Annotated in this window: 16 protein-coding genes and 2 pseudogenes; 8 read left to right on the top strand and 10 right to left on the bottom strand. The window is 63.6% G+C overall.

From position 1 onward, the window contains the following. Positions 1–67: 67 nt before the first annotated feature. Together NHH88_05325 and NHH88_05320 are read left to right on the top strand one after the other, a co-directional pair. Positions 68–838 (top strand): ParA family protein, encoded by a 771-nt coding sequence (locus NHH88_05325; GenBank protein USX15222.1) that lies wholly within the window; start codon positions 68–70, stop codon positions 836–838. Between the two features lie 106 nt (positions 839–944). Next, positions 945–1451, top strand: coding sequence for a host attachment protein (locus tag NHH88_05320; GenBank protein ID USX15221.1), 507 nt, complete (start codon positions 945–947; stop codon positions 1449–1451). Between the two features lie 34 nt (positions 1452–1485). On the opposite strand, the gene NHH88_05315 is transcribed toward NHH88_05320, so the two are convergent. Then, positions 1486–2121: a TetR/AcrR family transcriptional regulator gene (locus NHH88_05315; protein USX15220.1), complete on the bottom strand. Its 636-nt coding sequence runs from the start codon at positions 2119–2121 to the stop codon at positions 1486–1488. A gap of 111 nt (positions 2122–2232) precedes the next feature. Here NHH88_05315 and NHH88_05310 point away from each other — a divergent pair, with 111 nt between their 5' ends. Further along, a complete protein-coding gene (locus NHH88_05310) occupies positions 2233–3261 on the top strand; it encodes an SDR family oxidoreductase (GenBank protein ID USX15219.1) in 1029 nt (342 codons plus the stop codon). A gap of 57 nt (positions 3262–3318) precedes the next feature. On the opposite strand, the gene NHH88_05305 is transcribed toward NHH88_05310, so the two are convergent. Further along, a complete protein-coding gene (locus tag NHH88_05305) occupies positions 3319–4095 on the bottom strand; it encodes a helix-turn-helix transcriptional regulator (GenBank protein USX15218.1) in 777 nt (258 codons plus the stop codon). Positions 4096–4187: 92 nt separating this feature from the next. Here NHH88_05305 and NHH88_05300 point away from each other — a divergent pair, with 92 nt between their 5' ends. Further along, positions 4188–4862 carry a pyridoxamine 5'-phosphate oxidase family protein gene (locus NHH88_05300; GenBank protein USX15217.1) on the top strand — a complete coding sequence of 225 codons (675 nt, stop codon included), beginning with the start codon at positions 4188–4190 and terminating at the stop codon, positions 4860–4862. A 6-nt stretch (positions 4863–4868) separates the two neighbouring features. On the opposite strand, the gene NHH88_05295 is transcribed toward NHH88_05300, so the two are convergent. Then, positions 4869–5708 carry a class I SAM-dependent methyltransferase gene (locus tag NHH88_05295; GenBank protein USX15216.1) on the bottom strand — a complete coding sequence of 280 codons (840 nt, stop codon included), beginning with the start codon at positions 5706–5708 and terminating at the stop codon, positions 4869–4871. 187 nt (positions 5709–5895) lie between these two features. On the opposite strand from NHH88_05295, the gene NHH88_05290 reads away from it, so the two are divergent. Continuing rightward, positions 5896–7587: a hypothetical protein gene (locus NHH88_05290; GenBank protein ID USX15215.1), complete on the top strand. Its 1692-nt coding sequence runs from the start codon at positions 5896–5898 to the stop codon at positions 7585–7587. A 195-nt stretch (positions 7588–7782) separates the two neighbouring features. Here the strand turns inward: NHH88_05290 and NHH88_05285 are convergent, their stop codons facing one another. Further along, positions 7783–9300: a family 43 glycosylhydrolase gene (locus tag NHH88_05285; protein USX15214.1), complete on the bottom strand. Its 1518-nt coding sequence runs from the start codon at positions 9298–9300 to the stop codon at positions 7783–7785. A gap of 487 nt (positions 9301–9787) precedes the next feature. On the opposite strand from NHH88_05285, the gene NHH88_05280 reads away from it, so the two are divergent. Continuing rightward, on the top strand, positions 9788–11368 hold the full coding sequence (locus NHH88_05280; GenBank protein ID USX15213.1) for an isocitrate lyase: 1581 nt from the start codon (positions 9788–9790) through the stop codon (positions 11366–11368). 88 nt (positions 11369–11456) lie between these two features. Here the strand turns inward: NHH88_05280 and NHH88_05275 are convergent. Together NHH88_05275 and NHH88_05270 are read right to left on the bottom strand one after the other, a co-directional pair. Further along, positions 11457–12410: pseudogene (locus NHH88_05275) on the bottom strand (methyl-accepting chemotaxis protein). 171 nt (positions 12411–12581) lie between these two features. Continuing rightward, positions 12582–13076: pseudogene (locus NHH88_05270) on the bottom strand (MCP four helix bundle domain-containing protein). 232 nt (positions 13077–13308) lie between these two features. Here NHH88_05270 and NHH88_05265 point away from each other — a divergent pair. Continuing rightward, complete coding sequence (locus NHH88_05265) at positions 13309–13809, top strand: type VI secretion system amidase effector protein Tae4 (GenBank protein ID USX15212.1); 501 nt, start codon at positions 13309–13311, stop codon at positions 13807–13809. Positions 13810–13995: 186 nt separating this feature from the next. Continuing rightward, positions 13996–14574 carry a porin family protein gene (locus tag NHH88_05260; protein USX15211.1) on the top strand — a complete coding sequence of 193 codons (579 nt, stop codon included), beginning with the start codon at positions 13996–13998 and terminating at the stop codon, positions 14572–14574. Between the two features lie 59 nt (positions 14575–14633). Here the strand turns inward: NHH88_05260 and NHH88_05255 are convergent, their stop codons facing one another. The 4 genes from NHH88_05255 to NHH88_05240 form a co-directional block, all read right to left on the bottom strand. Next, positions 14634–16352 carry a methyl-accepting chemotaxis protein gene (locus NHH88_05255; protein ID USX15210.1) on the bottom strand — a complete coding sequence of 573 codons (1719 nt, stop codon included), beginning with the start codon at positions 16350–16352 and terminating at the stop codon, positions 14634–14636. A gap of 156 nt (positions 16353–16508) precedes the next feature. After that, positions 16509–17459 (bottom strand): AraC family transcriptional regulator, encoded by a 951-nt coding sequence (locus tag NHH88_05250; GenBank protein USX15209.1) that lies wholly within the window; start codon positions 17457–17459, stop codon positions 16509–16511. Positions 17460–17578: 119 nt separating this feature from the next. After that, positions 17579–19117: a carboxylesterase family protein gene (locus NHH88_05245; GenBank protein ID USX15208.1), complete on the bottom strand. Its 1539-nt coding sequence runs from the start codon at positions 19115–19117 to the stop codon at positions 17579–17581. Between the two features lie 197 nt (positions 19118–19314). Beyond that, positions 19315–22197, bottom strand: a complete 2883-nt coding sequence (locus NHH88_05240; GenBank protein ID USX15207.1) for a TonB-dependent receptor — start codon at positions 22195–22197, stop codon at positions 19315–19317. Positions 22198–22479: the final 282 nt, after the last annotated feature.

Raw genomic sequence — 22479 nt, 5'->3', positions numbered from 1 at the left:
CGAAGTTATTCCCCGGCTTGGTCTTTGCTCTAGAATGATGACATTTCCATCACTATACGGGCGAGCTATGAAACGGGTGATCTTCAATCAAAAAGGTGGTGTGGGCAAGTCGACGATCGCGGTGAACCTCGCGGCCATCGCGGCCAGCCAGGGAAAGCGGACGCTACTGATCGATATCGACCCGCAATGCAATTCCAGCCGCTACGTGCTGGGCGCTGCGGCGCGCGACGTGTCGCCGACCTTGGGCGCCTACTTCGAACAAGTGCTCAGCTTCAGCCAGTTCGCCCAGCCGCCGGGCCATTATGTCCACCCGACGCCGTTCGACAACCTGTCGGTGATCGTGGCCCACCCCGAACTGGGCGACCTGCAATCGAAGCTGGAATCACGCAACAAGATCTACAAGCTGCGCGATCTGCTGCGCGAACTGGGCAAGGAGTACGACGAAATCTTTGTCGACACGCCGCCCGCCTACAACTTCTTCAGCCAGTCCGCCCTGATCGCCGCCGACAGCTGCCTGATCCCGTTCGACTGCGACGATTTCTCACGCCAGGCCCTGTACACGCTGATCAATAACATCAAGGAGATCAAGGCCGACCACAACGCCGACCTGGACATCGAGGGCATCGTGGTCAACCAATTTCAACCCCGGGCATTGCTGCCGCAGCGCATGGTCGAACAGCTGAAGGAGGAAGGCTTGCCGGTATTCGACAACAAGCTGTCGAGCTCGATCCGCATCCGCGAATCGCACGAGCGCAACCTGCCCATGATCCACCTCGACCGCAACCACAAGCTCAGCCAGGAGTACCTGGCGCTGTACGGCGAGTTGCGGTCCGCCTGAGCCGCGTCCGCGCGCGGGACGAGCGCCACCATTTTTTAGCCGCGTCTATACTGGTTTCGCAGCGCCACGCATCAACTGACGATAGATATTATTGAAAGGAGCCAGCATGCAAACCACATGGATTCTCGCCGCCAATGCGGGCAGGGCAAGGTTGTTCGCCGAGTCCGACCCGGCCAAGCCATTACAGGAAATCGAAGACATGATCAATCCGGCCGTGCGTCTGCGCGTGCTGGAGACGGAGTCGGACAAAATCGGCCCGACCGCCGCGACCAACAGCGGCCACAACATCGGAGGGACCCAGGGTGTCGGATTCGCGCACAACGGCAAGGTCGGCGCCCCCAACAAGGCCTACCAGCCGGCGCACACACCCGCCGAGCAGGAGGCCGAGCAATTTGCCAAGGATATTTCCAACTACCTGTTGAAAGGGCATCAGGAAGGGCGCTTCGACCAACTGGTCGTCTCCGCCTCACCGCAGTTCCTCGGCGCGCTGCGGTCATTTATGGATCCGCACGTCAAGGCGCTGATTAAGAACGAATTCCACAAGGATTACACCCATTCGAGCGCGCACCAGCTGCGCGAGCAGCTGCAAGCACGGCAGGCCGACACGGGATAAGCCGCCGCGATGGCGACCGTACGGACGGCGACCGCTAACGCGCCGCGCCGCGCTCTTCCGCGCTATCGATCAACCCGCGCAGAAACATCAGGATCAACCGTCCCGCCGGATCGGGCCGGGTTCCCCCGGCCTGTAGCGCCAGCCCGTGCGCCAGCGCCATGAAGGCGGCGGCCAGCTCCTCCGGTTCGGCCGGCGGCGTGCGTCCCAGGGTCGCGAACAGCTTGCCGACCACGCCGCCGAGCCTGGCCCGGTGCGCATCCCACACCGTCTGGTACTTGGCCGCGAACGTCGGGCTGCGGTTGGCGTGCAGCTGCAATTCGATCGACAGCATGGACCAGCTGGCGTCGCGGTTGAGGGTGGCCGCCCACGATTCCAGCTCCGCGAATAGCTGTTCGGGCGCGCGCCCGTCGCTTTCCATGACTGCGGAAAGCTGCGCGCCCTCGGCCTCCATATGCCCTTTCAGCAATTCCAACAGCACGTCCTCCTTGCTGGCGAAGTTCGAGTAGAACGCGCCCTGCGAGTAGCCGGCGCCATCGGCGATATCGCGGATCGAGGTTCCGCCATAGCCGCGCTCGACAAACAGCTGGCGCGCGGTCTCGATCAGACGCGCGCGGGTCTGTGCCTGGCTTTCCTCGCGGCTCAACCGCTTTCTCGGTGTCGATTCAGTCATGGCGGCACGATATCACACGAACTCCAGATAGCGCAAAATCCAGATATCAATTGACATCTGGATTTCCATCCGTCAAACTAGATTTCAACTGAACTTTGAAATCTATTCGACATGAAAAATAGCCCCACACTGAAAACCGCCTTCGTCACCGGCGCCACCGGACTGCTCGGCAACAACCTGGTACGCGAACTGGTCTGGCGCGGCGTCGCCGTCAAGGCGCTGGTGCGTTCGTTCGACAAGGGCCGGCAACAATTCGCGGAGCTGGCGGGAGTCGAGCTGGTGGTGGGCGACATGGCCGATGTGCCCGCCTTCGCCGCCAAGCTGCAAGGATGCGACGTCGTGTTTCACACAGCGGCCTTCTTTCGGGACAACTACAAGGGCGGCAGCCACTGGCAGGAACTCAAACGCATCAATGTCGATGGCACCGAAGCGCTGATCGAACAGGCCTATGCCGCCGGCGTCCGGCGTTTCGTCCAGACCTCGTCGATCGGCGTGCTCAATGGCGAGCCGGGCGCACCCATCGACGAAACCTGCCTGCGCGCGCTGGGCGACGCCGACGATTATTACCGCAGCAAGATCCTGGCCGATCACGCCGTGCTGCGTTTCCTGACGCGCCACCCGGACATGCATGCCAGCCTCGTGCTGCCCGGCTGGATGTGGGGGCCGGCCGACATCGGCCCGACCTCCTCCGGACAATTCGTCAACGACGTCGTGCGCGGTAAATTGCCGGGTCTGGTGCCCGGCAGTTTTTCGGTGGTCGACGCGCGCGACGTGGCGCAGGCGCATCTCGCGGCGGCGCTGCAAGGGCAGCGCGGAGAGCGCTATCTGGCGGCGGGACGCCACATGACGATGCGCCAACTGGTGCCGTTGCTGGGCAAGATCGCCAACGTCAAAACGCCTACGCGCGCCTTGCCTTTGCCGCTGTTGTACGCGCTGGCGGCGGTGCAGGAAATGTACGCACGGATCAGCGGCCGGCCCGTCCTGCTCAGCATGGCCACCGTGCGGCTGATGGTCAAGGAAGCCGGGCGCACCCATTTCAACCACAGCAAGAGCGAGCGCGAACTGGCACTGAAGTTCAGGCCGCTTGAACAAACCGTCGCCGACACCGTGAATTGGTATCGCAACAACGGCTGGTGCTGACGCGGGCGCGGCCGACCGCCGCTGTCCTATAGATACCGACACTAAAAACGGCGAGTGTCAGCGTCCGCGCCCGTAAGCAGTGGGCGTTTGGCCGAAGGTCCGCTTGAACACGCTGATGAAGGCGCTCGCGCTGGAATAGCCCAGGTCGAAGGCGACAGCCTGCACCGGCATACCCTCGGCAAGCATCTCCAGCGACCGCATCAATCTGGCCCGCTGCCGCCAGGCGGTAAAATTAAATCCGGTCTCGGCGACGAAACGCCGGCTCAAGGTGCGCGCGCCGATGGCCGCCCAAGCGGCCCAGCTGTCCAGGTCGCGATCGTCGGCCGGGTCCTTGATCAGTGCCTGGGCGATTTTTTGTAGCCGCGCATCCGTGGGCAGCGGCAGGCCGAAGGGCTCGACCGGCAGGGTCCTGATCTCGTCGAGGATGACTTCCGCGATGCGCCGCTTTTGCTCGCTCCACGCCCCTTCCGGCCAAGTGCTAGCGCGCAGCACCGCTTCCCTCAGCAGGCCCGAGGTGCGGATCGTGCAAGGTTGCCGGGGTAAATCATGACACGCTTCCTCCGCGATGTACGCGCTCCAGCCGTGAAACGGCCCATGCGACCGCCCCGAGTGGAGATGATGCGGCGGCAGCCACACCGCGTGGATCGCCGGCACGATCCAGACACCGGTCTCCACTCCGACGGACAACAGCCCCTGCATCGACGCGAACAACTGGCCCCGGGAATGCCGGTGCGCCTCGGTGACCAGTTCTTCCTCCTGGCTCCCCTCGGCGACGAACAGCACCGGGCCTTCCGAGGAATTGCTGGCATGGCGATTGATGGATATCTTGGGCATGGCCGCATTTTGACATTGAATGGCACCAATGGTGTACAGCCGCCACTAAAATCGTTTTAATCTGGAGCCTTGAGTAACCAGGGAGCCAGACCATGAGCACAGCCGGCGATTTACCAGAAACCACAGACAAGACAGCCATCAACCACGCGACCGTCGACCTCGAGGCCCTGTACGCCCCGCCCTCGGAGATGATCCAGAAAGCGGTACTGGACCACCTGGTCGATTTCCACCTGGAGTATCTGAACGCGGCGACGTTCTTTTGCCTGGCCACGGGCAGCGAACAAGGGCTGGACGCGTCGCCGCGCGGCGGGCCCGCCGGATTCGTGCATGCGCTCGATGCGCACACGGTGGCCTTCGCCGATTGGCCGGGCAACAACCGCATCGAGTCGCTGCGCAACCTCCAACAGGACGGCCGCCTCGGCATGTTGTTCATCTTCCCGGGACTGGAGATTTTTATGCGCATAAACGGCAGGGGGGAGCTGTCGACAGATCCGGCATTGCTGGCGCGGCTGTCCGAAGGCGAGCGCCTGCCGAAGACCGCGACCGTGGTCCGCATCGATCAAGTGCTGCTCCACTGCGGCAAGGCCGTCAACCGCGCGAAACTATGGCGCGCCGATTCGCAGCTTGCTCCCGCCGCATTGCCGAGTATTGGCAAGATAATCGCCGCGCTCGGCAAACGCGATCATGCCCAAGCGACTATGGACGACGCGCAGATCGAACAGATCAACCAGCACTACGATCATTCGGTACGGCACGATCTGTACTAGCCGTACTTAGCTCGCCGCGCCCTTCCTGGTGATGACCACCTCCAGATACTCGGCCGGCGCGACCAGCGACGACGGCCCGGCGATGTTCACCCGCTCCAGCAGGTCGAGCAGATCGCGTTCGAGCGCCTGCCGGCCTGGCGGGTCGAGCGCGGCGAAGGCCTTGTACGTCGGGCCGTAGTAGTCGCGGAAGACCTGCAACCAATGCTGCGGGGAAGCGTAGCGGAAGTTGAACCTCCTGGACGCGATGTCGATGCGTTCGGCCTGGTCGCCGAACAAGTCGCGCAGGTGCGCCTCCGTCCCCCACAGCAGCGGCGACTGCACGCCGGCCGGCGGCGGCACATGCGCGCCGACCACCTTGAAGAGCTGGCCGATGACGCCGGCCGGCGTCCAGTTGGCCAGCCCGATGCGGCCGCCGCCGCGCACCACGCGCAGCATCTCGCCGGCGGTGCGCGCATGGTCGGGGGCGAACATGGCGCCGAACGTCGACAGCGCGACATCGAACGCGCCATCGGCGAACGGCAGGTCTTCGGCGTCGGCCTCGCGGAACTCGACCTCCAGCCCCTCGGCGGCGGCGCGCACCCGCCCCTTCTCCAGCAAGGCCGGCACATAATCGGTGGACGTCACCCTGGCGAAGCGGCGCGCCGCCGCCAGGGTGGCGTTGCCGTTGCCGGCGGCGATGTCAATCACCTTTTCGCCGGCGCGCAGATCGACCGCCTCGGCCAGCGACTCGCCGACGATCTGCAGCGTGACGCCGACCACGGCGAAATCGCCGCTGGCCCAGGTCGCCTGCTGCCGCTGCTTGACGGCGGCGAGGTCCGGCGTGGTGGTGGAATTGGATGCGCTCATCGTGGCCTCCCTGCGTAAATCCTGTTTGACACGGGGCGGCCGGGCGCGTTCCGTGCGCGCCGACACAATGCCAAATTCCGCCGCGCCGATATCCGATTCGATATGTCAGCTGGTGGAAATTTCATTGGACCGGCGCGCCGGATCGGCCTACCGTCGCCCAACAACCCCGTTCCGACGAGAGAATAATATGAAGAGACTACTTACCGCCCTGAGCCTCGCGGCCGGCGCGCAGCTGTGCGTTGCCGCCACGCTTTCCCCGTCCACCCCGGCCCCGGTCAAGCTGACCGTCGACGCGGCCAAGGTCCAGGGGCCGATGACGCCGATCTGGGCCTGGTTCGGCTACGACGAACCCAACTACACCACCGCGCCCAACGGCAAGAAGCTGCTCAGCGATATCGCCGCGCTGAGCCCGGTCCCGGTGTATGTGCGCGCCCACAACCTGATGACCTCGGGCGACGGCAGTTACGCGCTCAAGTGGGGTTCCACCGATATGTACAGCGAGGACAAGGACGGCAAGCCGGTCTACAACTGGACCATCGTCGACCAGATCTTCGATACCTATATCGAGCGCGGCATGAAGCCGCTGGCGCAGATCGGCTTCATGCCGCAGGCGCTGTCGCAGCGTCCGCACCCTTATCAGCACCAGTGGAAGCCGGGCACGCGCTATGAGGAAATCATGACCGGCTGGGCCACGCCGCCCAACGACTACGACAAGTGGTCCGAGCTGATCTACCAATGGGTCAAGCACAGCGTGGCGCGCTACGGGCAGAAGGAAGTGGAGAGCTGGTACTGGGAAGTGTGGAACGAGCCGGACGGGCACTACCTGATCGCGCCGGACACCAAGCTCGAATACTTCAAGATGTACGACTACGCCGCCGACGCCGTCAAGCGCGCGCTGCCGACGGCGCGCATGGGCGGACCGCACACGGCCGGCGCGGGACGCTTCATGGACGATTTCCTGGAGCACGCCCTGCGCGGCAAGAACTACGCGACCGGCAAGACCGGCTCGCCGCTGGACTTCGTCGCCTTCCACGCCAAGGGCTCGCCCAAGCTGGTCGACGGCATGGTGCGCATGGGCATGAACATGCATTTCAAGCGCCTCGACGAGGGCTTCGCGCTGGTGGAGAAATATCCCGAGCTCAAAGGCGTTCCAGTGATCATCGGCGAATCCGATCCCGAAGGCTGCGCCGCCTGCGGCATGCAGACCAATCCGGAAAACGCCTACCGCAACGGCACCCTGTATTCGAGCTATACGGCGGCCTCGATCGCGCGCGAGTTCGATCTGGCGGCCAGGCGCGGCGTCAATCTGATCGGCGCCGTCAACTGGTCGTTCGAGTTCGAAGACCAGCCCTGGTTCGCCGGTTTCCGCGACCTCGCCACCAACGGCGTCAACAAGCCGGTGCTGAATGTGTTCCGCATGTTCGGCATGATGAAGGGCGAGCGGGTGGCGGTCGGCGGCGACCGGGCCTACGACGCGGCGCGCATCATGGCCGACGGCGTGCGCGGCCCGCGCACCGACATCAACGCGCTGGCGACCCGGGACAAAAACAGCATCGCGGTGATGGTGTGGAACTACCACGACGACGACGTCATCGACGCCGGCTCGCCGGTGGAACTGCGCATCGCCGGCATTCCCGCCAAGCAGGTGCGGCTGCGCCATTTCCGCGTCGACAACGACACCAGCAATTCCTACACCGCATGGAAGCGCATGGGCAAGCCGGCCAATCCGACACCGGCGCAAATCGCCGAGCTCCAGAAAGCCAGCGAACTGGCGCAAGTAGGCGCCACGTCGACGGTAAAAACGCAAAACGGTAGCGCCCTGGTAAAGATGCAACTGCCGCGCCAGGCCGTATCCCTGGTCATCCTCAGTTACAAGTGACATCTTCCACGGAACCACGTAGGGCGGATTAGGCGGTACGCCGTAATCGGCCATGCGTGCGTCGTTGACGGCGCATGCATTGGCCGATTACGCTTCGCTAATCCGCCCTACGTGATTTAGACGAATGCCTACGCACGCCGTAATCCGCCATGCATGCGCCGCCGACGGCGCATGCGTCCACACGAAACCGGCGACCTAGTTCGCGATCACGAACGGCCACCCATCCGCAGTGAAGCCGAGCGGATTGATACCCAAGGTCGCCGCGCCGCCGTTATTGCCATCGTAATAGTGATAAACGAAGGTCGGCCGGTTGTTGTTGCCCGCATCGGTGAACACGCTGCCGCCGCCGGGACCGATCACATTGCCGTGGGTGCTGAGCAGAATCGTGCCCCCGCCCGAGGTCAGCGGCACACCGCCGCGATCGACATACGGTCCGGTCACGCTGGTCGAGCGGCCCACGATCGTGCGGTACAGCGAGTCGGCCCTGCAGCAGGGGTTGATCGGCGCGAAGAAGTAGTAATAGCCGTTGTAGTAATAGATGAACGGCCCTTCGACGGCAGACGTCGGCGACCCGCGCCGCGCGATCGTATAGACGGTGGTGTTGGTGGTCGACTGCAGGCCGGTGGCCGGATTGAGTTGCATCAGATGCAGGCCGTCGGTCCACGAGCCCCACGTCATCCACCAGTTGCCGCTGGCGTCGCGGAACGGCGCCGGATCGATCGCGTTGTCGGTGGTCTTCTTGAAACCGGCCGGCGGCGTGTCGTTGCTGGTCCACGATCTGGTGACGACGCCCTTGTCGGTCCATGGTCCTTGCGGCGCGGAACTGGTGGCGACGCCGATCAGCGCCTTGGCTTCCGTGCTCGGCAGATACGGAATCGAGTAATACTGATAATACGTGCCGTTCACCACCATCAGGCTCGGCGCCCAGATGTCGGTGTTGGCGCCGTTGTTCCAGCCCTTCGGCGTCTGCAGGCCGCTCCAGGACGGGAAATCCGGCCCGATCGACGGGCAAGTCGCATAGCCGCCCTTCTGCGCGGTGGTGCAGTTGGTGTACGAGGTGAAGGTGTTGAGGTCGGTCGAAGTGGCCAAGGTCTGGTGGCTGCCATAGAGCCAGTAGGTCCCGCCCGCATCCCTCAGCATGTAGGGATCGTGGACGAAGCGGCCGTTGCCGCTGACGGCGCGCGGCAACGGATACGGGCGCACCTGCGTGTTCACCAGCTGCCATTCCTGGCAGGCGCAGCCGGTCAAGCCCCACTGGTCGATGGTGGCGGTGTTCAGGTTACTGGCCTGGAACACCTCGAGATACTTGCCGCTGTTGACGTTCTGGATCAGGAAGTTGCCGCTGGCGGCCTGGGTGACGGTCCACAGGTGGTCGCGCGTGCCGCTGTCGGCCCACTGGATGATTTGCGCGCCGTCCGCGGTGGAGGCGCTCGACACGCCCAGCACCTGGTGCGTCAACATGTTCTCGATGTTGTACTCGCCGTTCCCCATCGGCATGAAATGCCACAGGTGGTCGGTGGTGCCGTTGTCGGCCCACTGGACCACCTTGGCGCCGGCGGCCTGGCTGGCGCCGTCGATGCCCAGGACCAGGCCGCTGGCGGCGTTCTTGATCTTGTATTGCACGCTGGTGTTGATCGTGATCGCGGCGTGCGCGGAAAATGCCGAGCCGACCAAACCGGCGAGCAGGGTCAGCCATAAAAATATGCGTTTCATTATTGTCTCCAAAGGATGTCATCAGGTAGTCCGGAGCAATGCATGAAACCGTTCTCATCGGGAGGACCCCGGCTCCGAACCGCGCATGTCGATTTTTTATTATTGCCAGCCCATGCTACTGGCCGCCCGACTATCCCTCCAATCACATTTTCAACGGCGCCGATACGGGTTTCGGTATGAAAACCAACGAGGTGTTGCGCCCGGCAACCCCTTTTCACTCAACAGCTGAAACCTCGTTTCATATCGCGGGATCGCGCCGCAATTTGGGCGGACCCAGCCATATCATTTTTTGAAAGTTTGTTTCACATGCCAAAATTTACAAACCAAGTCATTGAAATTAAACGGATTAATTTATGTCCTATGTCTTATATAAGACCTTGATGCAACGCACCAAAATGCCCTACTATTTAGTCATGGAGTTCGCGATTGAAAACCCAGCGGAACTCGACGATTTCCCCAAACGCGCTTTTTTTCTCAGGAGATACACATGTCCCAATACCAAGACGACATCAAGGCAGTTGCAGGTTTAAAAGAACAACAAGGCAGCGCCTGGAACGCCATCAATCCGGAGTCGGCCGCCCGCATGCGCGCGCAGAACAAGTTCAAGACCGGCCTGGACATCGCCAAGTACACCGCCAAGATCATGCGCGCCGACATGGCCGCCTACGACGCCGACTCGTCCAAGTACACCCAGTCGCTGGGTTGCTGGCACGGCTTCATCGGTCAGCAGAAGATGATCTCGATCAAGAAGCACTTCAACAGCACCGACCGCCGCTACCTCTACCTGTCGGGCTGGATGGTGGCCGCGCTGCGCTCCGAGTTCGGCCCGCTGCCGGACCAGTCGATGCACGAGAAAACCGCCGTCACCGCGCTGATCAAGGAGCTCTACACCTTCCTGCGCCAGGCCGACGCCCGCGAATTGGGCGGTCTGTTCCGTGAACTGGACGCCGCCGAAGGCCCGGCCAAGGCCGCCATCCAGGACAAGATCGACAACCATATCACCCACGTGGTGCCAATCATCGCCGACATCGACGCCGGCTTCGGCAACGCCGAGGCGACCTATCTGCTGGCCAAGCAATTCATCGAGGCGGGCGCCTGCTGCATCCAGATCGAAAACCAGGTCTCCGACGAGAAGCAATGCGGCCACCAGGACGGCAAGGTCACCGTGCCGCACGAGGACTTCCTGGCCAAGATCCGCGCCATCCGCTACGCCTTCCTCGAGCTGGGCGTGGACGACGGCGTCATCGTCGCCCGCACCGACTCGCTGGGCGCCGGCCTGACCAAGCAGATCGCCGTCACCGCCAAGCCGGGCGACCTGGGCGACCAGTACAACGCCTTCCTCGATTGCGAGGAAGTGTCGGCCGACGCGCTGGGCAACGGCGACGTCATCATCAAGCGCGACGGCAAGCTGCTGCGTCCTAAGCGCCTGCCGAGCAACCTGTTCCAGTTCCGCGCCGGCACCGGCGAGGCGCGTTGCGTGCTCGACTGCATCACCTCGCTGCAGAACGGCGCCGACCTGCTGTGGATCGAAACCGAAAAACCACACATCTCGCAGATCGGCGGCATGGTCAGCGAAATCCGCAAGGTGATCCCGAACGCCAAGCTGGTCTACAACAACAGCCCATCGTTCAACTGGACCCTGAACTTCCGCCAGCAGGTGTACGACGCGATGAAGGAAGCGGGCAAGGACGTGTCGTCCTACGAGCGCAGCAAGCTGATGAGCGTGGAATACGACCAGAGCGAACTGGCCATCACGGCCGACGAAAAGATCCGCACCTTCCAGGCCGACGCGGCCCGCGAAGCTGGTATCTTCCACCACCTGATCACGTTGCCGACCTACCACACCGCCGCGCTGTCGACCGACAACCTGGCCAAGGAATACTTCGGCGAGCAAGGCATGCTCGGTTACGTGGCCGGCGTGCAGCGCAAGGAAATCCGCCAGGGCATCGCCTGCGTCAAGCACCAGAACATGTCCGGCTCGGACATCGGCGACGACCACAAGGATTACTTCAGCGGCGAGGCCGCGCTGAAGGCGGCCGGCAAGGACAACACCATGAACCAGTTCTGAGATCCGGTTCACGTGTAAAGGCCGGCGCGCAGCACACGCCGGCGGCGAAACGCCAACCCTCGCCGGGTTGGCGTTTTTTTTGCGTTTTTTATGCGTAGCGTAATGCCGGCGCCGGCGCTTTGGCCGCCGGGGCCGTCCACGACGGCGCGCCCTCCATCCGCGCCGCGCCGGTCTTGAACACGCTGACCGCCCTCGACAGACTGCCGGCCTGGTCCTGCAACGACTGCGACGCCGCGGCGGCCTCTTCCACCAGCGATGCGTTTTGCTGGGTGACGTCGTCCATCTGCGTGATGGCCTGGTTGATCTGTTCGATGCCGGCGGCCTGCTCCTGGCTGGCGGCGGTGATCTCGCCCATGATGTCGGTGACGCTGCGGATGCTCGCGACGATGGCTTTCATGGTCGTGCCGGCCTTGTCGACCAGCCTCGTGCCCAGCTCGACCTTTTCCACCGAGTCGCCGATCAAGGCCTTGATTTCCTTGGCGGCCAAGGTCGAGCGCTGGGCCAGGTTGCGCACCTCGGTGGCGACCACGGCGAAGCCTCTGCCCTGCTCGCCGGCGCGGGCCGCCTCGACCGCCGCGTTCAGCGCCAGGATATTGGTCTGGAAGGCGATGCCGTCGATGACGGCGATGATGTCGACGATCTTGCTGGCCGAGCCGTGGATGGAGCCCATCGTGTCCACCACCTGCGCCATCACGGCGCCGCCCTCGGTCGCCACCTCGGAGGCCGACGCCGCCAACTGGTTGGCCTGCCGCGCGTTGTCGGCGTTCTGGTTGACCGTGGACGTCAATTCCTCCATGGACGAGGCCGTTTCCTCCAGCGAACTGGCTTGTTCCTCGGTGCGCGAGGACAGGTCGAGATTGCCGCTGCTGATCTGGGCCGACGCGGTGGCGATGGTGTCGGTGCCGGTGCGCACCTCGGTGACGATATTGACCAGGTTGGCGTTCATGGTCCTGAGCGCGTCGAGCAACTGCCCGGTCTCGTCCTGCGCCCCGACCTCGATGACGCTGGTCAAATCGCCGGCGGCGACGGTGCGCGCCACATCGACCGCGCGCCCGATGGGCACGGTGATCGAGCGGGTGATCGACCAAGCCAAGACGGCGCCGGCGGCGATCGCCACGATGGCCGCGGCCAGCAACGCCCGCACGGCAAAATCGTACTGCTGGTTCATCAACTCCTTCGCCTCGCCGGTGAACCGCTCCTGCAGCGCGATCATCTCGGCGACGGCCGCGAACAGCCGGTCCTGCGGATTTTGCACCGCCGTCTTCAGGAACTGCACCGCCTCCTCGGTTTTTCCGGCATCGACCAGCGCGACCACGTTATGGAACAGCGGGATCACGGCGGCGCGGCTGCGGACGATCTCGGCCGCGAGTTGCTGCCCCTTGTCCATGCTCACCAGCCGCTGCAGGCGCTCGACCGGTTCCGCCATGTTTTGGCCGGCCTGGTTCAAGCGGCCCAGCATCTGCTTTTTACTCTCGCCGTCGGTAAACAGGATGTAATTACGCACCGCGCGCGCACACATGTTCAGTTCGCGCTGAATGTCGGTGGCGGCGTCAACCTTTTGAATATTTTCATTGATGATGACATCGATATTCCGCTTGGTGCCGGCCAGCGAAGACCATCCGATATACGCCACAACGAGTAACAGCAGCAACAGCGCCGCGAAAGCGCCCGCGAGCCGGGTTCCGATCTTGAGGTTGGCGAATTTCATGTCTTCTTTCTGAATAGGTGGGGAACGCGGCGGGCCGGGGCGGATGTTTATGCAAAGCAAGTAACAATGATGTTACGGGAATGCCGCTTTGAAAAATATCGGGATCGCCTGAACCTTGATCAGGAAATCCCTACCGCGACGGCGTCGTGGGTAAAATGGCCTGGCAGCCCAGCGCGGCGCGCCCGCGCGGCACGCGGCAACCCACCGATCCACCTTCGACAAGGATGACACCATGGCCCGCCCCTCTTTCAGCGCCGCATGGGCAGCTTCGCAACGGATTTACGACCGCGACAATTCCGCCGCCAAAGTGGCGGAGGTGATCGGCGGCTATGTGGCGAAGAACATCAACAACCCCAATCCCGGCCAGCGCTGGGAAAACACCTGCGCCGTGCGCATGAGTTACATCTTGGGCGAGGCGGGCATGGTGCTGCCGGCCATCCGGGGCAAGACCGTGTCCGGGGCGGACAAGCGGCAGTACTTTTTCCGCGTGCGCGACCTGATCGCTTTCCTGACGCGGCAATGGGGCAAACCCGAGGTCGTCGACCAGCCGGCCTCCGGCGGCGGCATCCTGGCCGGCCGGCGAGGCCTGATCCTGTTCGAGGTGTCCGGATGGACGGACGCGCAGGGACACGCCACCCTCTATGACGGCGGCGTCTGCTACGACAACTGCTATTTCAACGAACCAGGGGCGAAATACCGCACGGACCGCGCCAATTTCTGGAGCCTTCAGTAAGAGGACGATAATTTCCAGTTATCAATTTTAGTTTCTTTTGATATAATGCCGGCGCACCCACTTCAGTGCGCCGACTACGCCTCCCGGGCTCACAAGGCACCGGGACGTGTCGCAATCAAAATAAGCGCCAGGCTGGCGGCCACGCCCCCGCCTCAGGCGCACCTCTTCCTCTAAAACTGGTATCTCATGAAAAAAATCGCATTCGCCCTGACGACCCTGTTCGCAACGATGGGCGCCGCCCAGGCCCAAGGCCCCGCCTCCCCACCGCTGCATTTCCTCGCCGGCCTGGGCGTGAGCGGCGGCGGCGACGACCTCGCCACCGCGCATTACACCAACGGCAAATCGGACAACATCAAGGCCGGCGGCGGCGTGTACTTCACGGCCGGCGCCACCTACCGTCTGAGCCAGGCGTTCTCGCTGCAGGGCACGGTCAATTTCCACGTCGACGACACCAACGCCAAAAACGGCAGCATCAGGTTCAAGCGTTTCCCGATCGAAGTGCTGGGCTACTACCACCCGAGCGACGCCTGGCGCGTCGGCGGCGGCCTGCGCTATATCAGCGGCGCTAAACTGAGCAGCAGCGGCGTCGCCGCCGGCATCGAAACCAAGTTCGACAACACCGTCAGCGGCGTACTGGAAGCGGAATACTTCTGGACCCCGAGCTTCGGCACCAAGCTGCGCTTTGTGAAGGAAACATTCAAGGCCGACGGCTACGAAGACGTCAAAGCCAACCACGTCGGCATCTCGGCGAACTACTACTTCTAAGACTACTTCTCAGTCCGTATCGCCCGGCGCGGCATGCCAGCCATCCCGCGCCCACCCGTTTAAAACTCTTCCCACTCATCGTTCTTGCCGGCCGTGGACGGCGCGGCGATCTTCTTGGCCGGCTCGACGGTGCGGGCGGCCCTGCGCGGCGCCGGCGCGGCGACCTTGCGCGCCTGCGCCGCCCGGAGCACTGGCGCGCCGGCGGGGGCCGGGACCGCCGGCCGCGCCGCGCTGGCCGCCAGCTTGAACACGCTGACCACATCCGCCAGCCGTGCCGCCTGATCCTGCATGGCTTCCGACGCGGCGGCGGCCTCCTCCACCAAGGCGGCGTTTTGCTGGGTCACGTCGTCCATCTGCACGATCGCCTGGTTGATCTGCTCGATGCCGGAGGTCTGCTCGGCGCTGGCCGAAGTGATCTCGGCCATGATGTCGGTGACGCGCCGCACGCTCTCCACCAGCTCGGTCATGGTGCCGCCGGCCTGGCGCACCAGCGCGCTGCCGGCGCTGACCTTCAGGCTCGAATCGTCGATCAGCGCCTTGATCTCCTTGGCCGCGCCGGCCGAGCGCTGCGCCAGGTTGCGCACCTCGGTGGCCACGACCGCGAAACCGCGCCCCTGCTCGCCCGCGCGGGCGGCCTCCACGGCGGCGTTCAACGCCAGGATATTGGTCTGGAAAGCAATGCCGTCGATGACGCCGATGATGTCAGAGATCTTGCTCGACGAATTATCGATCTCGCCCATGGTGTCGACCACCTGGCCGATGACGTCGCCGCCACGCCGGGCCACGGTCGATGCCGCCTCGGCCAGGGCATTGGCCTGGCGCGCGTTGTCGGCGTTCTGCTTGACGGTCGAGGTCAACTCCTCCATCGACGAGGCGGTCTCCTCGAGCGAGCTGGCCTGCTGCTCGGTGCGCGACGACAGGTCCTGGCTACCGGCGGCGACCTGGGCCGACGCGGACGCGATGGTTTCCGTGCCGCTGCGCACCGTGCTCACGGTGTCGACCAGGCTGTCGTTCATGGCCTTGAGCGCCTTTAGCAGCTGGCCCAACTCATCGCCCCGGTCGACCTCGATCCGGCTGGTGAGGTCGCCGGCGGCGACGGTGTTGGCCACGCGCAGCGCCTGCGCCACCGGACGCGTGATCGAGACGGTGATCACATAGCCGAGCAAGCCCGCCAACGCCAGGATCGCCGCGCTCAGGCCGATCATGATGTTGCGCGTGCTGACATAGGCCGCCTGCGCATCGGTCGCCGCATGGTTGGCAGCCTGCGTCTGCAGGGCGATCTGTTCGGCGATCGCCTTCTTGTACGCGCCCAGCACCGGCCTGAGCTCGTTGGACAGGTAGGCGCGCGACGCTTCCGATCTATTGTCGGCGATCAACTTGAGCAAATCCTCCTGGCCCTTGACGTACTTGGCATTGGACTCGAGCATCGAAGCAAGCAGGGTGCGCGCCTGCGGAATCTGCAAGGTGCGGTCCAGCTGCTCCAGGTTCTTTTGCGAGTCCTGGCGCAGGCCGGCGATCAGCTCGGCCTGGCGTTGGCGGTCGGCCGCCTCCTCCGTCAGCATCATGTTGCGCAAGGCGATGGCGATGTCGCTGATGTTGCGATTGAGCGCGTTGGCCGTTTCAATTTTGGGCATGCGATCGTTGGCGATAAAATGGGTGCTTTCATTGACCTTGCCTATCATTGTCACGCTGAGCGCCGTCACCACCACCAGCATCAAACAGATGGCGCCGAAGGCCAGCGCGAGCCGCTTGCCGATGTTGAGATTAGAGATTTTCATGAGTCACCCTTGCGGAAATTATGGACGTGGTCAGCGAAGACTGGCATTTCGCTACAGCAAGATACTATGTCCAATTTGGTGCGTTTCCGATGGCTAAAGGTTAAAACCTCTGTAAATTTGTAAAATTTCGCACCGTTTTGGTTCGAAAATACAACGTTACCGCGCCGGCTCGCGTTGGTCGGCGCCGAGCTGCTGGATGGCCTTGATGTGCCGCATCGGCGGCGCGCCGAACATGCGGCGGTATTCGCGGTTGAACTGGGTGGGGCTTTCATAGCCCACGCGGAAGGCGGCGGTCGCCGCGTCGGCCGCCTCGCTGAGCATCAACTCCCGCGCGTGATGCAGGCGCAAGTGCTTTTGATACTGCAGCGGGCTCATCGCAGTCATGGCGCGGAAGTGATGGTGCAAGGTCGACACGCCCATTCTGGCGATCTCGGCCAGCTGCTCGACGCGCAGCGGCGCCATATAGTTCTGCTTGAGCCAGGCGATCGCCTTCGCCACCCGGTTGGTCTGCGAGCCGGACAGCGCGATGCGCCGCAGATAGTCGCCCTGTTCCCCGCTGAGCAGTCGGTACAGGATCTCCTCATGGATGTGCGCGGCGAGAAAGGGAATGTCCTGCGGCGCGTCCATCAACGCGATCAAGCGCGCCAGCGCGTCGAACAGCTCGGCGCTCGCCGTGCCCACCGCCATGCCCATCGCCCCCGGCGGTGCGGCGGCCGGTACATCGTGTTGCACGATGATGCCGCGCAAGCGTTCCAGGTCGAGCCGCAACAAGGCCGCGTAATAAGGTTCGGCCTCGCTGGCCTCCAGTATCTGCACCGTGGTCGGCAGATCGATCGCGGTCAGCAGGAAGTTCGACTCGCCATAGTCGAGGATCGCCGCGCCGACGGTCACGCGCTTGCGGCCACGAATGATCAAGGACAAGCTGGGCTCGTAGATGCTGGAAAACGGCGGCGTCGGCTCGCTGACCCGGTACAAGGTCAGTCCCGGAATGCCGGTCTCAAAGGCCGGCCCCCGCCAGTCCAGGCGGTCGCAATCGGCCGCGATGCGCGCCCGCACAGGCAAGGTGTGCTCACCGGCCCGACCGTTCCCCAACTCGAATGCTTTCACTGGCGCTCCCGAAAATCCCATCCGCCCAGTCTAGCCTCCCCCGTGCCGACTTCGCCAGCAAATTATCTTCCGTCGACAGGATTGGGCAATAGTCAGGCAGGATCGGACTACCTTCGGCGCTACTTGGCCATCGGCGGAAACACGGACAGGTCCGGCAGCGGATGGCGTTTCACGTCGGCCGCGCCGCCGATGCGCAGCACCGACGCGTTGGTGCCATCGTAGGCGGGCCAGGCCGGCAAACCCTTCCCCTCCGGGCTGCCCGTGGCGGCGAAATTGACCCAGGTCCGCGCCAGCCGCGCGGCCAGTTGGCGGTCCGACCGGGTCCACGCGCGTCCATCCTTGTCGAGATTGTCGAACACGTACGGGATCTCGGCGCCATGCCCGGCGCCGCAGCCATAGCCGCAAAGCGTCGATGGCTCGGCCGGCTGGTGCGCGAAGAAGTAGGCGTACGATTTGGCGCGGCCATGCTTCGCCTGCAGGCTGGCCCAGTACAGGCTGCCCCAGCCCCACCAGTCGGTGGTGAGCTGGTCGATGGAGGCCTTGGCCTGCGCATCGGTGGCGCCGGGATAGCGCGCCATCAACGCGTCGGACGGCGCGTGGCCGAGCAGCTTCGTCACCAGCTCGCGGTGCCGGGCCGCCGTGAAATCGCCGGTGCCCAGGATCTCCGGCGCCAGGTCCTTGCCCTCCTCGGCGTTCCAGCCCACCAGCAGCGGCACGTCGTTGTGCCGGCGATGGCGGTAGGTGGTGGTCAAGTCTTCGCGCAGCACATGCCCGTCGACGATCGCGCGCGGCGACCAGGCAGGTTTGTGCAAATCCTCGACGCTCATCGCGCGCAGCCGCGCCAGATCGCGCGCGCCCAGCCCTTGCGCGAACGCGAGGCCCTGCGCCTCGGCGCGCCGGCGGTCGACCTGGGTGGTATCGTCGGCGTCGCGCGGCACGGCCGCATAGCCGCTCTCGGCGATGGCGCGCTGGAACAGCCCCTTCGCCAGCGGCGACACCACCATCGCCCCGACCGACGTGCCGCCGGCCGATTCGCCGGCGATCGCCACGCGCTGCGGATCGCCGCCGAAGGCCGCGATGTTGCTCTTGACCCAGCGCAGTGCCGCGATCTGGTCCAGCAAGCCCTGGTTGCCGGAGGCGCGGTCCGGCGACTCGGCCGACAGTTCCGGGTGGGCGAAAAAGCCGAAGATGCCGAGGCGGTAGTTGATGGTGACGACGATGGCGCCGTGCGCGGCCAGGTTGCCGCCGTCGAAGCCGCCCTGCGCGGCGGTGCCGCCGTAGTAGCCGCCGCCGTGGATCCAGACGATCACCGGCAGCTTGGCGGCTTTCTCGGGCGCCCAGATGTTGAGGTAAAGGCAGTCCTCGCTTTTCGGATTCGTCACCCACACGGCGGTCTGCGCGCACGCGGCGGAAAAGCTGTTGGCCTGCTTGACGCCCTGCCACGGCAACACGGCCTGCGGCGCCCGCCAGCGCAGCGCACCGACCGGCGGCGCGGCGAACGGCACGCCCAGGTAGCTGCGCATCGCGCCGGCGCGCGTGCCGGCAATCTCGCCGCCGGTCACCTTGACGGCGGCGGTCGCCTGGGCCGCATGGGCCGCGCCGGCCGTCAGGCCCCCGAGGTGCAACGCGACCAGGGCGGCCGCACGTAAATGTCTCATTCTTATGTTCTCCGATTATGGTCGGAATCCTACTCCCTTTATTCCTTGGCAATAGTGTGAATTTGCGCAGCCACGTTTTCGAAATTCACCAACGGCTTTGCCGCAAAAAAAAACGCGTCGGGGACCGAAGCCCGCGACGCGCAAATGAAATCGCCCCCTTGCGGCGATTAATACAACTTACAACTACATCTTGACGCTTACATCTTCCAGCGCAAGCCAACCGCGACCGAACGGCCGATCTGGAGCGTACCGAAATTGGTCGTCTGCGGGGTGCCCGCATTGCCAAAGTGGTAGTACTGCTGCTGCATTTCGTTGGTCAGGTTGACGCCACTGATATCGACCGACATGTTGTCGTTGATCTTGTAGGACACTTGCATGTCCACGCTCTTTTCCGGACGACGCCAGATACCGAGCGGATTGGCAAACTGCGCGGCTTCGTTGGTGGACAGGAAGCCGGAGCGCCACACATAGGACAAGCGCGCGCTGACCGGGCCCTTTTCGTAGGCCAAAGTGGCATTGTAGGACCGGTTGGACACGCCAAAGAACGGTGTCTCGAGCTGGGCGACGACGTCGCCGGCATCATTGACCTCGGGCACGTTCTGCGACGACGACAGTTTCGTAAAGCTGCCCTGGACCCCCAAGCCGTCGAGCACGCTAGGCAGCCATTTCGGGAAGTAGACCAGCCCGAGCTCAACGCCTTTGATCGTGCCGTCGGAAGCGTTGACCGGCGAGTTGATGACGTAGTCATAGCCGTTCGTATGGTCGCCGCCCGAGGTCGAGTTGCGGAACGGGTCGTTCGCCGGATCGACGTGCACCCTGCGGCGCAAGTCGACGACCAGACCCTCGATCTTGCGCTTGAACGCAGTACCGTAGAGTGCGCTGTCCTTCTGGAAATACCACTCGGCCGTCAGATCCAGGTTCTTGGAGCGCGTCGGTTCCAGGTCCGGATTGCCGCCGCTGCCATTGCCATAACCCACCCGGGTCACGTCGTCACCGAGTTGCAGGACAGGATTCAAACTACCGAAGTTCGGGCGGCGCAGGGTTTGACCATAGTTACCGCGCAGCACGACGTCCTTGGCTGCATCGTAAATCAAGGTCGCGCTGGGCAGGAATTTGCTGGTCGACTTGCTGGCAGTGGATGGCGTGACCGCCTTGGTGGTGGCATCGACCTTATAGAAGGTCATGTCGGTATCGACCTTGACGTAGCGCACGCCGAAATTGCCGCGCAGGCGATTGCCGAACAGCTCGTTTTGGGTATTCCCCATCAGGAACAGGTTGCTCGTCTTTTCGTCGACCTTGAACGTCTTCTGCAAGCGCAGCTGGTCCGTCGTCAGGAAGTTCGGATCGGTCGAGTTGAACATCTTGCGCCAGTCGTCGATATGGTCGCGGATGTAGTAGGCGTTGGGCTCCACCCATGCGCGCGGGACGTTTGAGATGTCCGTGCCGAAGCCCGAGTTGGTGGAGGAATACTCCGGACCGAGCGAGGCGAGGTTGCGGTTCAGGGTGCCCGATTGGTTCCGGTTGGCCTCCGACGCCTTGCGGTCGTCCAAGCGCGCGCCGAACTGGATCGTCTGCAGCGGACCCCAGTCGGCATCGTAGACGCCCGACAGATTGGCCGTGGCGGCGCTGCCCTTGTTGCGGTTGGCGTTGTCGTAGAACTGCGCGACATTCCACTTGGTCGGGTCGGTCAGGTCGGCATTGTTGTTATTGAAACCGAACGCCGTGTTGCCGCCGCCGGCATTGAAGTCGACGTTGATCGAAGGTGCGACGCGATCGATCCGGGTGGCGGTGAATTCCGAGTGAAAGCTGCTGGATTGGTACGACAGATCGCCGTCCAGCCTCAGTTTGTCGCCGATATCCCACTTGCCGTTCAGGGCATACACGCGGGAATCGGTCGCCGAAGTGGTGTAGTCGCCGCTGTTGAAGGCATAGACGCTACCGACATTGCGGCTCTTGATGATGTTCGTTCCCGGGAACGTCGTAATCGTCCCCGCAGGGTTGCTGCCGAGATCGCCCCACCAGTCGGCAAAGCTGAACAGCAACTGGTTGAAGGCCTTGTCGCGATAACCGCTGTACATCGATTCGAAGGTGTAGACCGAACTGCTGTTCGGCTTCCACTGCAACGCGAGATTGGCGGCGGGACGCTCGCGCTTGCCCTGCAGGTCGCTTTGGAAAACGGCGTCGCGCGCCAGGTAGTAAGGATGCGCTTTGCCGTTGAAATCGAGCGTTGAACCGGCCGCCGTCGGCAAGCCGGTACGGGTGCCGGGCGTCCAGATGCTGGTGTCGGTGATGCGCTGCAAGGGCGTGTAACCGGCCGGGACTTCTGCGGCGTTGGGGCTGACAAACGGCACCATCGCACCCGGCGTCACGCTTTCGTTGCGGTACTTCGTCCGGCTCGCAGACAGATTGACCAGGGCGCCGACTTCGCCGATGCCGGTTTCCCAGCGGTTGCTGAACATGGCGCTGGCTTGGGGATTGTACGTTTTCGCGGGATCGAGATAGGTTTCACGCGCCAGCACCGACACTTTCGGCCCCTTGAAATCGAACGGCCGCAGCGACTTGACGTCGACCTGGCCGGCAATACCGGTCTCCAACTGGCTGGCGTCGCGCGTCTTGTAGACGTCGATCTGGCGCACCAGGGTCGAGGGAATGTCCTGCAGTGCGACCTGCGTGCCGGACGCGGTAAAAATCGTGCGCCCGTTCCAGGTGGTTTGGACGTCGGGCAGGCCACGGATCGACAAGGCGCCGACTTCGCCGCCGGCGCGGTTGGTGACCTGGATCCCCGTCACGCGCTGCAGCGCTTCGACGACGTTGTTATCGGGCAGCTTGCCGATGTCTTCGGCAACGATCGATTCCACGACCTGGTCGTTGGTGCGCTTGATCGCGAGGCTCTTGATCAGCGATGCCTTGACACCGGTGACGACCACGGTGTCGATCGGCGGCTCGGTTTTTTCAGCGGGAGCTTGCGCCCACACCGAGGCGCTGCTCAGGATGCCGGCGCCGGCCAGGACGGCGACCGACAGCTTGATTTTCAGATGGTATTGGGGTGCCGCGTGGTTCCCGGTGCCAGGTACGCTCATGTTTGTCTCCGTAATTATAATTTTTGTAAATGATTTGGTGCGCAAGCACTTTTCCTTGTGCTGCGAAACTAATCTTAAGGAGCGAACCAAGAGCAAACCAATCAAATTTTTCCTTGTTCCGATACCGAAAATGTTATGACAACATGCTGGAAGTCATTATTTTGGTCGCGGGCGCGCACGGCCGATAATGGCGCGCACCGGGCGTGGGGGCGGGAAAAGGGGCCGATACGGCGCCGCTTGCCGGCCGCCGCGGCGATTGCCAAGGGAAGAGCTCGCCACGTG

This window comes from Oxalobacteraceae bacterium OTU3CAMAD1 (assembly GCA_024123915.1).
Lineage (GTDB): Bacteria > Pseudomonadota > Gammaproteobacteria > Burkholderiales > Burkholderiaceae_D > Rugamonas.
This window is presented reverse-complemented; position numbering and strand designations above follow the sequence as displayed.

What these genes read in the sequence shown, in the direction of transcription:
- NHH88_05265 (USX15212.1), top strand. Translation starts at nt 13,309, where the DNA reads ATGGCCCGCCCCTCTTTCAGCGCCGCATGGGCAGCTTCGCAACGGATT.
- NHH88_05260 (USX15211.1), top strand. Translation starts at nt 13,996, where the DNA reads ATGAAAAAAATCGCATTCGCCCTGACGACCCTGTTCGCAACGATGGGC.
- NHH88_05295 (USX15216.1), bottom strand. Translation starts at nt 5,708, where the DNA reads ATGAGCGCATCCAATTCCACCACCACGCCGGACCTCGCCGCCGTCAAG.
- NHH88_05310 (USX15219.1), top strand. Translation starts at nt 2,233, where the DNA reads ATGAAAAATAGCCCCACACTGAAAACCGCCTTCGTCACCGGCGCCACC.
- NHH88_05290 (USX15215.1), top strand. Translation starts at nt 5,896, where the DNA reads ATGAAGAGACTACTTACCGCCCTGAGCCTCGCGGCCGGCGCGCAGCTG.
- NHH88_05285 (USX15214.1), bottom strand. Translation starts at nt 9,300, where the DNA reads ATGAAACGCATATTTTTATGGCTGACCCTGCTCGCCGGTTTGGTCGGC.
- NHH88_05325 (USX15222.1), top strand. Translation starts at nt 68, where the DNA reads ATGAAACGGGTGATCTTCAATCAAAAAGGTGGTGTGGGCAAGTCGACG.
- NHH88_05315 (USX15220.1), bottom strand. Translation starts at nt 2,121, where the DNA reads ATGACTGAATCGACACCGAGAAAGCGGTTGAGCCGCGAGGAAAGCCAG.
- NHH88_05305 (USX15218.1), bottom strand. Translation starts at nt 4,095, where the DNA reads ATGCCCAAGATATCCATCAATCGCCATGCCAGCAATTCCTCGGAAGGC.
- NHH88_05300 (USX15217.1), top strand. Translation starts at nt 4,188, where the DNA reads ATGAGCACAGCCGGCGATTTACCAGAAACCACAGACAAGACAGCCATC.
- NHH88_05320 (USX15221.1), top strand. Translation starts at nt 945, where the DNA reads ATGCAAACCACATGGATTCTCGCCGCCAATGCGGGCAGGGCAAGGTTG.
- NHH88_05280 (USX15213.1), top strand. Translation starts at nt 9,788, where the DNA reads ATGTCCCAATACCAAGACGACATCAAGGCAGTTGCAGGTTTAAAAGAA.
- NHH88_05245 (USX15208.1), bottom strand. Translation starts at nt 19,117, where the DNA reads ATGAGACATTTACGTGCGGCCGCCCTGGTCGCGTTGCACCTCGGGGGC.
- NHH88_05255 (USX15210.1), bottom strand. Translation starts at nt 16,352, where the DNA reads ATGAAAATCTCTAATCTCAACATCGGCAAGCGGCTCGCGCTGGCCTTC.
- NHH88_05240 (USX15207.1), bottom strand. Translation starts at nt 22,197, where the DNA reads ATGAGCGTACCTGGCACCGGGAACCACGCGGCACCCCAATACCATCTG.